Here is a 12,340-nt window from a genome sequence, read left to right as displayed (position 1 = left end):
TCTTTTAAATATTAATCACAATATAAAAATATATTGGACATAATTAAAAATCTTTTTTACTGTGAATATTAAGTAGTCATCAACAGAAGGTCATCGTTGAAGGCTGTTAAATCAAGACTCTAGAATTTCAATACTTATGAATAAGATTTCGATACCTAAACATAACTGGAATGCTTTCCTTTATGAAGATAAACACGCTTTTGTGTGGAAATATGGTGAAGACTTACTGCAATGGCTGAACCCCAAGCCGGGAGAGTTAATTTTAGATTTAGGTTGTGGAACTGGGCAACTCACAGCTAAAATTGCCGAGTCTGGCGCTGAGGTGATGGGAATTGATAGCGCCGCCACAATGATTGCAAAGGCAACAAAAAATTACCCGCATTTACGTTTTGAAGTTGCTGATGCCCGCAACTTGCAAATAGACAAAACATTCGATGCTGTATTTTCTAATGCTACCTTGCATTGGATAAAAGAAGCAGATGCAGCGATCGCATCCATACACCAAGCACTCAAACCAGGAGGACGTTTTGTTGCTGAGTTTGGTGGTAAAGGTAATATACAGGCGATCGTCCAAGCTTTATACTTTGCTTTCGAGAAAATAGGTATATCTAACCCCCAAACCTTGAATCCTTGGTATTTTCCCAGTATTAGTGAATACACTACCCTATTGGAAACACAAGGCTTTGAAGTTACTCATGCTATTTTGTTTGATCGTCCCACTCTTTTAACAGATGGTACAGCAGGCATAAAAAACTGGATTCAAATGTTTGGCAGCGCTTTCTTGGTACAACTATCTGCTGAAGAACAAATAAAAATTATGGATGCAGCTGAAGAGTACCTCAAGCCTACACTTTACCAAGAAGGTACTTGGATTGCAGACTATCGACGAATTCGCATCGTGGCTATCAAAGTTTAGATTGTGTGGAACTTTACTAAGTAAATGCAGACATTAAATTTAGATAAATTATGGATATACCAGATTTCATGAAGCGTGAAGTATACTACTTAGCTTTAAAAGCTAGGTAGAGAACTTATTTTTATTCTGAATTCTGCTGTATTTAGTAAAGTTCATGACTTCTAATCCATGAGCCAAATGGTATTAGCTTATGCTCAGACAAAAACTACTAGGTTGTCAAAAATCGCTGTTACTATTTTTATGCCTCAGCCTGAGTGGAATTTTTCTTTCTCCAGTCTTGCCCTCACTCGCAGAAACATCCTCAGTTCCGTTGCCATCAGATGCGCCTTTAGAACTAGATTTATTAACTAATCCCAACGGCGCTGTAATTACAGCCAGTACTATTAATCCAAAGGGATTAACTACTCCGAGTTTATGGTTAGCTCAAGCCAATTCCGAAAATAAGTTGTTGGATAATTGGATAGCTTATCCTGCGTCTGCAAAAGCACCTGGGCGAGTAGACGTGATTGTAAATCAGCAAGTTTGGAGCATATTAGACTATCTAGAACGCTACAGCTTTGTCAATCGCTTAGGTAGCGTTGCCAGAAAAGATATTTATAACTTGCGGGTTTTTAATTATCAGCAAGAACTTTTGGGAAGTTACACCTGTAACTTTCAGACAAGCCCAACATCATGCCGAATTCAGATAAATTCTCTCAATAGATTAGTATTGCAGCAATCGTCAGAGTGAAACAGGTTACAGAGTTATTAGTATTATTACTCGTTAACTTGTCTTCATTTTGGTGAACAGAGATTCATACTGTTTTGCTGTTGGTGTGGGCAATGCCAACAAAAATTCACTTTTATTGAACACTTGGCGATTTGTCTTTAATAGACTCAGGATTGGTTCTGGAATATCACCAGCTGCAATATCGGGAAAAATTGGTGAATTGCTTCGAGTCTTTAAAGTAATTTGCTTGGCTATTTCTGGTTGCCAACAAAAATCAATCCATTTAGATGAGATGTCGCTTTTACTTGCCTTTGTAGGACGTACCCACACATCTGTCCAGATAGCAGTTCCTGACTGTGGGATAACAACACTCAGTTGGGGATAACGTGCCAGCAGTGGTAAAACATCACTTGACCAACCAACTGCTAACCAAGTGTCACCAATAATTAGAGGTTCTAGGTAGGTATTAGAACTATAGAATTTTACCTGTTGATTTAAGGTTTGCAGTTCTTTTTCTAGGTTTGGTACAGTGTCGAGATTTTCGGTGTTGTATGATTTGCCGAGTTTCTTTAACACTAGACCAATCACTTCTCTGGGATTATCTAGTAAAGAAATGTGCGATCGCAACTTATCTCGCCATAAATCACTCCAATCCTGCGGTTCCCATCCCAAGTTTTGAAATTTCTCCCGATTATAAACAATCACTGTACTACCCCAACGATAAGGCGCAGCCCAGACTTTTCCTTGAGGATCTACATTGCCTTGATCATTGCGAGTTACCAGTTGTCGCCATCTTTCATCCAAACTCGACCAATATTTTAATTGTTTAATTTCTGCGTCTTCTAAAGGTTGAATTAATTTTTGTTCAATTGCGCTTTTGAGCCAGTAATCTCCTAAACTCACTAAGTCAACTACAGCAGGTGTTTGAGACTGTCCAAATGGAATCCAGCGAGTCCATGCTTGTTTCTCGGTAGTTTTTGCTTGTTCCTGCCAATTCTGCAATTGCTGATATAAATTCTGTATTTGGTCAACTGGGGCAAATTTTAACTGCGCCTTTTGCTGTAATCCTTGGCGAAATTTATCAACTACTTGGCTAGGAATAGAACCTTTCAATAACTCTATGCTGAGTTTGGGTTGGTTGTTATTACACCCAACCAGCAGTTGCGAAAGTGCCAATCCACCTGTACTTAGCAAAAAAGACCGTCGATCCATTGATTTTGGATATGTAAACCTAGATTCTAGACTACATCCTAACTACTTGTTGAGGCGGCAACAAGGAACAGTTAGGGAAAACACCGATTTCAGTCTCTTGAGAGGTTGTTTGAAAAGTAGTTGACTGTGATTTTAAGCACTTGTTATTCTTCCAACCCCCATACTGATTATTATTAAAGACTTAAATTTTAGCTATTTGACCCATTAAAAATATTCCAAAAATAGGAGCGATTGTAGCTGCAAAGCCAAGAAAAGCTGTATTTGTTGTCTGTATTTTGGATTGAGTACTAGCTGTTGATTTCAACATTGTTGTGTGCTTGATTACTCTTCAATTTGGAGAACGGTTTTTTCAGAATTACTTGCGATCGCTCTTGAGAATTTCTGCTAGGTCAATACTTAAGAAAGCCTTAAGTATTTTAATATATCTATCTCAAGTGTAAGTAAATAAACATAAGGATTTGTGAAATATGGAGATACAGGTAAATTTTCTAAGGAGGTATTACACAATGCAGGATGTGCGCCTTTACTCCACAATTTCAAAGTCATTGATGCCGGAAAAACGCCCAAAAAAGCTGGCAACTTTATTAGAATGGTGCAAAATTGTTCATGGTTGCATCGAATCTGGGCAAATAGATGATGCCAAGATTTTCTTAGAGCAAGCCATTCATGAAGCTGAAATGCCAGGTAAGGAATAAACCACTTCTGGAAATGCTAAAAATACTCAATATTCTTACGGAATACGGAAAACGAAGGAGTCAGAATATTTTTCTGACTCCTTTTAACTAGAAGAATAGATAAGAAACTATTCACTTTGACTGAGAAAATAGTTATGTGATTGCCTGTGGTATTGACACCTTTACAGCAACTTTTTTGCTAAAAGTCAATTTATCTTCAACTTTGTCAATGAGGATGGTATCGCCAGCAATGAAGGTATTTTCTAATATCTTAGTAGCGATGGGGTTTTCTACTTCTCTGCGAATAGCTCGTTTTAAGGGACGTGCGCCATACACTGGGTCATAGCCCATTTCTACTAAGTAATCACAAGCTTCAGGAGTGATTTCAAAGGAAATTTTTTGTTCTTTCAACAAGTTCTCAACACGCTTGAGTTGGATGCGGATGATGTGACGCATTTCGGAGCGGCTGAGGGTATGGAACAGAATGATATCATCTACACGGTTGAGAAATTCAGGGCGGAAGTGCGATCGCAGTGCATCTGTCACTCGATCCCGCATCATGTCATATTTAGAATCATCGCCAGATACATCTAAGATGTGTTCGCTACCAATGTTACTGGTCATGACAATGACGGTGTTGCGAAAATCTACTGTTCTGCCTTGAGAATCTGTAATTCTGCCATCATCAAGTACTTGCAACAAAATATTAAACACATCTGGATGGGCCTTTTCCACTTCATCCAGCAACACAACTGAGTAAGGATGGCGGCGAACAGCCTCGGAAAGTTGACCACCTTCTTCGTAGCCAACATACCCAGGAGGCGCACCGACTAACCGCGCAACTGAGTGTTTTTCCATATACTCAGACATATCTAGGCGTACCAAAGCATCCTCAGAATCAAAGAGAAACTGGGCTAAAGCACGGGCTAGTTCAGTTTTGCCTACGCCAGTCGGCCCCATGAACAAAAATGAACCGATGGGACGGCTGGGGTCTTTCATTCCCGCGCGGGCCAGACGAATTGCAGCTGCGACGGCTGCGACGGCTTCATGCTGTCCAACGACGCGTTCGTGTAAATGGCTTTCGAGTTGCAGTAATTTTTGCCGTTCTGATTCCAACAGACGGTTGACGGGGATACCTGTCCATTTGGCGACGATTTCAGCGATGTCGGCTTCGGTGACTTGTTCACGCAACAAAGTCGAACCTTGGCTTTGCAGTTCTAAAAGTTTGGTTTCTTTGGCTTCGCGATCGCGCTGCACACCTTCCAATTTGCCATACTTCAATTGGGCAGCTTTATTCAAATCGTAAGCCCGTTCTGCTTGATCAATTTGCAACCGTAAAGATTCTTCTTCTTTCTTTAAAGCACTGATAGCTTCTAACAGTTGCTTTTCACCTTGCCATTGTTCGTTAAATTCTTGCTGTTTTAACTTTAAGGTGTCGATTTCCTGTTCAATGCGTTGCAAACGTTCTCGCGTTTGAGTAGGAACCTTTTCTTCTCCCGCTAGTGATAGCTTTTCCATTTCTAGCTGCATCAAGCGGCGGTCGATGGTTTCTAATTCTGAAGGTTTGGAGGTAATCTCCATTTTTAACTGGGCTGCGGCTTCATCTACTAAGTCAATGGCTTTGTCGGGTAAGAAGCGGTCAGAAATGTACCGCGCTGACAAAGTAGCCGCCGCCACGAGGGCTGAGTCGGAAATTTTGACGTTGTGGTGGACTTCGTAGCGTTCTTTCAAACCCCGCAAAATCGAGATAGTATTTTCTACGCTAGGCTGGTCAACAAATACTTGTTGAAAACGGCGTTCTAAGGCTGCGTCTTTTTCAATATATTTGCGATATTCATCTAAGGTTGTTGCGCCAATACACCGCAGTTCGCCTCTAGCCAGCATGGGTTTAAGTAAATTCCCTGCATCCATTGCCCCTTGTTGGTTAGAACCAGTACCGACAACGGTGTGCAGTTCATCGATGAATAGGACAATTTGTCCATTGGACTCGATAACTTCTTTGAGGACGGCTTTGAGGCGGTCTTCAAATTCACCCCGATATTTTGCCCCAGCAATTAAACTACCAATATCTAAAGAGATTAATTGCCGATTTTTGAGAGATTCGGGGACATCACCGTTGATTATACGCTGTGCCAAAGCTTCGGCGATCGCAGTTTTCCCTACCCCTGGTTCACCAATCAAAACAGGATTATTTTTACTGCGGCGGGATAACACCTGAATCACGCGGCGAATTTCATCATCCCGGCCAATAACTGGGTCGAGTTTTCCGGCTTTGGCTTGTTCTGTTAAGTCTCTACCAAATTTTTGCAGTGCTTCGTAGCGAGACTCTGGATTTTGGTCGGTGACTTTTTGGCTACCACGCACAGCTTTAATCGCCGCCTCTAGTGCAGAACTATCGACATTAAAGCCTTTGAGAATGCGTCTACCAATACGTTCATCTTCTGCAAAGCCTAAGAGGATATGTTCGACAGAGATGTAAGTATCTTTCATTTTGACTCTGGCTTCCTCAGCGCGGTCAAGTAGTGTATCTAAACTACGGCCGAGGTAAAGCTGGTCATTATTAGCAACTTTAGGTTGACGTTGAGTATATGCTTCTAATTGCTGTTGCAAGCGAATCGGGTCAATTTCCGCCCGCGCTAAAATACGGATTGCTAAACTGGTAGGTTCTTCTAAAAGAGCAATAATTAAATGTTCAACGTCTAATTGTTGTTGTTTATAAGCACGAACTATATCCTGAGATTTGACAATTGCTTCCCAGGCTTTATCTGTAAATTTATTGGGATCTGTAGGCTGCATCTTTACGATTTTGAATTGCGGATTTTATTTAAGAAATTGGGGGTTGGGGAAAGGTGGAGGACTTAGAAGCACCAGATGCGATCGCGGCATCTCCTTTTAGTAGCGTAGGATGAAAGAGAGCTAGAGGCTAGGGGCGAGGAATAATCAATCATAAAAAATTTAGACCCTGAAAGACTTGCCGCAGACCATAAGAAATATTCACGCTTTATACTTCATACTTCACACTTCATACTTTTACAGTATTCTCTCCCCAAATAATTATCCAAGCACTATTGAGTTTATATCCGCTTGTATCTGCGGTTACAAGTTGGGCAGAATTTGTCAACTATCTAGAACTTACCTATGAAAAAGAAAAACTAAGGTTGAGGGAAGGCTGTATGGGTATGTGGATGTAAGTGTTCAAAATCCTTACACCCTATACCCAGACTCAATAAACCGCCTCAGCAAACAATGTTTGCACGTAAGTCTTGTGAGAAAAAATCCTGACACTCTGATGGTAATCAAAATTATTGCGATACAAGTTGGTCTTGTGTTGTTTGCTTCGCTGCTGATCCTTGAGTAGCCAATTGAATCAGTTCAATTTTGTATCCATCTGGATCTTCCACAAAAGCGATGACTGTAGAACCATGTTTCATTGGCCCTGGTTCCCGCACAACCTTACCACCACGATTTTTAATGGATTCACAGGTAGCGTAAATGTCATCCACTCCCAAAGCAATGTGACCGTAAGCGTTACCCAATTCGTACTTTTCCACTCCCCAGTTATAAGTTAATTCGATAACTGCATGATCACTTTCATCACCGTAGCCAACAAAAGCCAAGGTAAATTCACCACCTGGATAATCTTTTTTACGTAGCAACTTCATTCCCAGGAGATCACAGTAAAATTTCAATGATTCTTCTAGGTTCCCTACCCGCAGCATTGTATGTAGTAAGCGCATAATGACTTTTTACTTTGGTTCTGTAAGATTATGGATTTCTGCCAACATTTTACAAGGGACTGATGAAGAGAATGAGCTACCAACACAAGAGATAAATTTGCCTAAACTTGTTGTAGAGTGTTTCAAAGCTGAATTTTGCTATATCTTCGAGATGTTTTGCCCTGAAGATATTTCTTTCTAGCACTTAACGCACCACCTTTTCTGGCGGTGCGTTAGGTTCAAGCAAACAAAATAAAGAGTTCTAAGTTTTACCTAGACTCCTTGACCAGACCAAAATCAAAGTTTAAGCAGCTCTATTTTCACGGTCTATTTGTTCCCGAATGGTATCAATGGCAGCATTAATACCAGATAGCTTTGATTCTAAATCATCTCGCATCCAAGTCAGAAACTTTAGTTTACGTTCTAAGTGAGCTTTGTGCGAAATAGGTTCGCTACCATAACAGAAGTGACCCCAAAAAGGAAACATACTTTGCCTCTGTATTTAGCTAGATAAAAGTGCAAGATATTGCACTACTTACTTACATTTTGGCTAAAAACAATCAGAATGGTAGAGTAAAAACCGACCAAAATATGACGTGTTTGATAAACTATCTAATAATCTTTTTTACTTAGGGTAATTTTGTAATTTTCTGCATCTATCACTCTGGATAAATTATCAAACTAATATAATTAAGCAGAGTTTAGCGCTGATTGTGATTGCCATCGATTCTTAGGTAGGATAAACATTATAGCAGATTTAAAACCTTTAATTATGCTTTCTCCAGAGGCGAGTAATCGCTCCCAACGGTCTCTTCTAATTTGTTGATGCTGAATAGCATTACGTGCTTTGTTGACGTTACGTAAGCTTTCCATTAAGTTGATTAAAGCATCAAACATAGTTCCAACAATTGTTTTTTTACTGACTTTTGTTGGTAAAACTATATTTGGAGCGGTTTGAATTAAGTTAATTAGATGCGATCGCATTTTTCCATCTGACATGAAATCTGATGGATAATGAACAACAACAGATGAAGCTGTAGGATTAATTCGGACTTTTGCACTCTTAATTTTAGATTCTATCGCCACCTTGAGTTTATTAGCATACTCAGCATCTTTTGATAGCCGAGGAATCCGAAAACGAATTCGCCCAGAAATGGCATGGGCAACGCTATATGATATTTGTTGAGATAGCGTTTTCTGATTAGCCAAGTTTTTGCTGGTCTTTGTATTTTTACCATGCACATTGCCCAGCTTATTTTGGCGTTTGCAAAATAATTTTCGATAATTCATATCCGATGTGTAGCTTAATAAAACTTATATTTATTTATAAATTTTGCCAATGATAGCTACTATTTAAATATTTCTCTTTTGACGCTACCATTTCCAATACAGAATATAATAAGTGTTACCTTATCTCTAAAACTCTATCTACAGAGTAGTATAAGTAACTATCAAAAGTAGGAATAACTTAAATATATAGGAATCTGATTTGATTTCTGAGACTGTTTACGTAGGAAGGGAACGGGGAACAGGTAAGAAGGAATAAAAGTATACCTAGCTTCGCAGAAATCAAATATGAGTCCTATATAAAGACTTACGGCTCAGGTTACTTAACTAAACCGAAATAATTTAAGTTAAAGGTTGAAATTGATGCCAGAAACTTTTCCGTTCGCCAATTCTGCTCAAATGCATGAATGGCATCAAGGTATTGTGATGGCTAACCGCAATAACATTTTCTGTCATTGTCGTAGTTGTCAGTATGAATGGGTAGATTCTTTATATAATGCTGTGTGTGGGAAATGCGGTAGCGAGGATGTTGAATATATCTCTTGCTGGCAATTTCCAGATGACTAAAAAACTCGTAAAAAATTGTTTATTTAGTGCTGAGTTTGTTTACTTAAGAGTTAAAGTTTCATCTGAGTAAATATCTACTTTTTACAAATTCATAATTACGAAATTCCGACAACATTTATATTTCTGGGTTTGGCTCTGTTGTCGGATTTGGAAGAATAGATATAAATTATTTACATTTTCATTAGCCTAGCGAGCCAGCACAGCTATCTTTGCGTGTTTATTAACGTAGTTGACAAATAATTGCTTCAGTCTAGGACTAACACTAAAACCATTAAAGTCTTCTAAGAATCCAAAGCCTAAACTCTTGGCTTTCGCTAAGGTTTGTTCTGCGTTTAATCCTTCTTGGATAGCTATACTCAACAATGCAATTCCCGTTGAGCGCATTCCGGCTGCACAGTGTATGAGAACTGGTTTTGGTAGCTGTTCCAATGTTTTCAAGGTTTTGTTTTGGTAATCAATTCTTCATTTAGCGCTTCTAGCTTCACGGGTAGGTTGACGTAATACAACCCCAATTTTTCAGCAAGTTTTTGCTCATCCTGAAAAAATCCTAGTTCATCAGGCGAGCGCAAATTTAACACTGACTTATAACCTTCTTGGATAGCTTGCTCTAGCTGTTTGAATGAGACTTGTCCTGTTGTTGTTAAGCTTTCATTGATTAGTATGGCGTTGTTCACATGTACTCCTTCTGGCTTTCCTGGTAAATATGCTGTTAAGCAAGCTGTGAGCAGCTATTCAAAAATAAACAGCAAAATTTGACAAATATTGCCGACAATCAACTAATTATGGGTAAATTTGTCTTTTTAAATTAATTATTTTCTTGCTTTATTCATAATATACGGTTAATCGATAGATTTACCGCCTTTTAGAACAAATAATGCATATTACCGATAGGTTTAGTAGTTTTTATCTATCAAAACGAATTACTACGTTCACCACTATGGAATTCAGGCGATCGCACCTTGTTTCGGATATTTCGTTTATGAAATACAATATTGTAATATATGACTTGCCTACTTAAAACATTCACCATGAATTCCATCATCTCTGAGCAAAACAAGCCATTAGAGCCAGTGTTGCTTCCAGAAGAAGAAATTCAATCTATCAAGCAACTAGAAACTATACTTAAACTTGCAGATTCTCAACTACATTTAGTAGCTGCAAATGGTGAAACAATTTCTATCCCTGAGTCACTGGATAAATTGTTGCGTCAAGTTGTTCAGGCAATGGCATCGGGTAAATTAGTATCCGTAGTAATTCAGGATCAAGAATTCACAACACAACAAGCAGCAGACTTTCTCAACGTATCACGTCCCTATCTCATTAAATTATTAGAGCAAGGTGAAATCCCTTACATCATGGTAGGCACACATCGACGTGTCCGTTTTGAAGATTTGAAGCAGTATAAACAACAGCGAGATAGCAAGCGGAGAAAACTTTTGCAAGAGCTAATAGAGATAACTGAAGAAGCTGGTTTATACGAAGATGACGAGTAACTGCTTGGGAAAATAGCTATGCTCAAAGTTATCTTAGATGCTTGTGTTCTATTTCCAATGTACTTACGAGACACTTTGCTATCCACTGCTGAGGCTGGACTGTATGTACCTTATTGGTCGCAAAAAATCTTAGATGAAGCAATGAGCAATCTAGTTCTTCGAGGTAAAATTTCTGCTGAAGGAGCTAAAAATTTAGAGGAAGTAATCAAATCTGCTTTTCCTGAAGCAATGGTTGATGAAGTGCCTTGGGAATTACAGGAAGTGATGACCAATGATCCCAAAGACCGTCATGTGCTTGCTGCTGCGGTCATAGTTAAGGCTGACATTATTGTTACTAACAATCTGAATGATTTTAATAGCCAAGCTTTAATGCCTTGGCATATCACAGCACAGTCACCCGATAATTTTCTTAGTGACCTGTTCGACCAATACCCAGCAGAAATGATTTAAGTAATCCAGGGTCAGTCCCAAAATTATAAAAGAAGTCCTAAAACTTTTGTTCAACTACTTGAACTGCTGAGTAAACAGTTACCAAGATTCACGAGAAAAATCTTATTTTATGAATCTACGCAAAATTAGTGCAAACACAAAATCCTGAAATTTTATAGCTCAACGTTGACCGCTAATGTTACATCTAAGATCGTTGAGCGGTGAAAAAATCAACGTGAAAGCACAGGTATTTAGAGGCGTAAATCAACTATCTTACGAAGAAATTCCAGTACCAAAACTAGAAGCTGATGAAGTGCTGGTGCAGGTGCAAGTTGTAGGTTTGTGTCAGTCAGATATTAAAAAAATTCGTTATCCTCTGTATGAACCACCGCGCATATTTGGACATGAAACTGCTGGGACAATAGCCGCAGTCGGTTCTGAAGTTAGAGGTTGGCAGGTAGGACAACGGGTAGCAGTGATGCACCACATTCCGTGTATGCGTTGCGCCTACTGTTTAAATGAAAATTTCTCAATGTGCGATGTTTACAAAAATATCTCCACTACAGCCGGGTTTAATGCTAGTGGTGGGGGTTTTGCCGAGTATGTCAAAGTCCCAGGACATATTGTGCAGAATGGAGGGTTAATTCCCATACCCGACGATATTTCTTTTGAAGAAGCCAGTTTTGTTGAACCAACTAATTGCTGTCTCAAGGCAGTGAAAAAAGCTCAAATTGCCCCTGGACAGACTGTATTGATTACAGGAGCAGGGCCAATTGGGTTAATGTTTGTGATGTTGGTGAAGTATTTTGGTGCAAAAGCGATCGCCACTGATTTACTGCCCTCTAGAATAGAAAAAGCCTTGAATGTTGGTGCAGAAGCAGCTTTTGATGCTCGTGATCCCGATTTACCCACGAAAATTCAGGCACTCACAAATGGATTAGGTGTGGATGTAACATTACTGGCTGTACCCAGCGAAAAAGCGTTCTTTCAAGCACTCGATTGCACCCGCAAAGGAGGGAAAATACTGTTTTTCGCTGAGTTTCCCGATGAATTAGAAATTCCTATCAATCCGAATATTCTTTACCGCCGAGAAATTGATTTGATGGGTAGTTACAGTTCTTCTTACCGTCTTCAGGCGCTTTCGGCTGATATTGTATTCAATCGGCGTATTGATGTGTCTGCTTTAATTAGCGATCGCTACCCTCTCAAAGACTTATCAGCAGCCGTAGAACAAGCGATCGCGCCTTCTGCGGATACATACAAAATTTTAATCTATCCTTGATCCGGGCAAAGAAGCTAACACGTAGAAAATACTTATAGCTAATTTTGCCATAGAC

Annotated in this window: 14 protein-coding genes; 7 read left to right on the top strand and 7 right to left on the bottom strand. The window is 39.4% G+C overall.

All coding sequences use genetic code 11. The annotated features are described in order from the left end of the window. Positions 1-136 precede the first annotated feature (136 nt). Together ACMX3D_RS23445 and ACMX3D_RS23440 are read left to right on the top strand one after the other, a co-directional pair. Entirely contained in the window at positions 137-916 is a 780-nt protein-coding gene (locus ACMX3D_RS23445) for a class I SAM-dependent methyltransferase (RefSeq protein WP_482748212.1), read from the top strand. Positions 917-1,106: 190 nt separating this feature from the next. Continuing rightward, on the top strand, positions 1,107-1,646 hold the full coding sequence (locus ACMX3D_RS23440; RefSeq protein WP_482748211.1) for a hypothetical protein: 540 nt from the start codon (positions 1,107-1,109) through the stop codon (positions 1,644-1,646). A 33-nt stretch (positions 1,647-1,679) separates the two neighbouring features. Here ACMX3D_RS23440 and ACMX3D_RS23435 read toward each other — a convergent pair whose 3' ends face one another. Next, entirely contained in the window at positions 1,680-2,837 is a 1,158-nt protein-coding gene (locus ACMX3D_RS23435) for an extracellular solute-binding protein (protein ID WP_482748210.1), read from the bottom strand. Positions 2,838-3,385: 548 nt separating this feature from the next. Between ACMX3D_RS23435 and ACMX3D_RS23430 the strand changes: the two genes are divergently transcribed. After that, positions 3,386-3,532: a hypothetical protein gene (locus ACMX3D_RS23430; protein WP_482748209.1), complete on the top strand. Its 147-nt coding sequence runs from the start codon at positions 3,386-3,388 to the stop codon at positions 3,530-3,532. 132 nt (positions 3,533-3,664) lie between these two features. On the opposite strand, the gene clpB is transcribed toward ACMX3D_RS23430, so the two are convergent. From clpB to ACMX3D_RS23410, 4 genes are all read right to left on the bottom strand, one after another. Next, complete coding sequence (gene clpB, locus ACMX3D_RS23425; protein ID WP_482748208.1) at positions 3,665-6,307, bottom strand: ATP-dependent chaperone ClpB; 2,643 nt, start codon at positions 6,305-6,307, stop codon at positions 3,665-3,667. 506 nt (positions 6,308-6,813) lie between these two features. Continuing rightward, the gene (gene gloA / locus ACMX3D_RS23420; protein WP_482748207.1) at positions 6,814-7,248 is read right to left on the bottom strand and encodes a lactoylglutathione lyase; all 435 of its coding nucleotides are present in this window, start codon (positions 7,246-7,248) and stop codon (positions 6,814-6,816) included. Positions 7,249-7,531: 283 nt separating this feature from the next. Continuing rightward, positions 7,532-7,714 carry a hypothetical protein gene (locus ACMX3D_RS23415; protein WP_482748206.1) on the bottom strand — a complete coding sequence of 61 codons (183 nt, stop codon included), beginning with the start codon at positions 7,712-7,714 and terminating at the stop codon, positions 7,532-7,534. Between the two features lie 203 nt (positions 7,715-7,917). Further along, on the bottom strand, positions 7,918-8,517 hold the full coding sequence (locus ACMX3D_RS23410; RefSeq protein ID WP_482748205.1) for an HMA2 domain-containing protein: 600 nt from the start codon (positions 8,515-8,517) through the stop codon (positions 7,918-7,920). 360 nt (positions 8,518-8,877) lie between these two features. On the opposite strand from ACMX3D_RS23410, the gene ACMX3D_RS23405 reads away from it, so the two are divergent. Beyond that, positions 8,878-9,081, top strand: coding sequence for a hypothetical protein (locus ACMX3D_RS23405; RefSeq protein WP_482748204.1), 204 nt, complete (start codon positions 8,878-8,880; stop codon positions 9,079-9,081). A gap of 186 nt (positions 9,082-9,267) precedes the next feature. Here the strand turns inward: ACMX3D_RS23405 and ACMX3D_RS23400 are convergent, their stop codons facing one another. Together ACMX3D_RS23400 and ACMX3D_RS23395 are read right to left on the bottom strand one after the other, a co-directional pair. Further along, entirely contained in the window at positions 9,268-9,519 is a 252-nt protein-coding gene (locus ACMX3D_RS23400) for a hypothetical protein (RefSeq protein WP_482748203.1), read from the bottom strand. Then, entirely contained in the window at positions 9,516-9,755 is a 240-nt protein-coding gene (locus tag ACMX3D_RS23395; RefSeq protein ID WP_482748202.1) for a hypothetical protein, read from the bottom strand. Before ACMX3D_RS23395 ends, ACMX3D_RS23400 begins: the two co-directional genes overlap by 4 nt. 354 nt (positions 9,756-10,109) lie before the next feature. Here ACMX3D_RS23395 and ACMX3D_RS23390 point away from each other — a divergent pair, with 354 nt between their 5' ends. From ACMX3D_RS23390 to ACMX3D_RS23380, 3 genes are all read left to right on the top strand, one after another. Continuing rightward, positions 10,110-10,574, top strand: a complete 465-nt coding sequence (locus ACMX3D_RS23390) for a helix-turn-helix domain-containing protein (protein ID WP_482748201.1) — start codon at positions 10,110-10,112, stop codon at positions 10,572-10,574. A gap of 18 nt (positions 10,575-10,592) precedes the next feature. Continuing rightward, the gene (locus ACMX3D_RS23385; RefSeq protein ID WP_482748200.1) at positions 10,593-11,024 is read left to right on the top strand and encodes a PIN domain-containing protein; all 432 of its coding nucleotides are present in this window, start codon (positions 10,593-10,595) and stop codon (positions 11,022-11,024) included. Positions 11,025-11,238: 214 nt separating this feature from the next. Continuing rightward, positions 11,239-12,285: a zinc-dependent dehydrogenase gene (locus ACMX3D_RS23380; RefSeq protein WP_482752411.1), complete on the top strand. Its 1,047-nt coding sequence runs from the start codon at positions 11,239-11,241 to the stop codon at positions 12,283-12,285. Positions 12,286-12,340 lie beyond the last annotated feature (55 nt).

The organism is Anabaena sp. TISTR 8404 (genome assembly GCF_056847745.1).
Note: the sequence above shows the minus strand (reverse complement) of the source record. Positions and strands in the feature narration are given on the sequence as shown.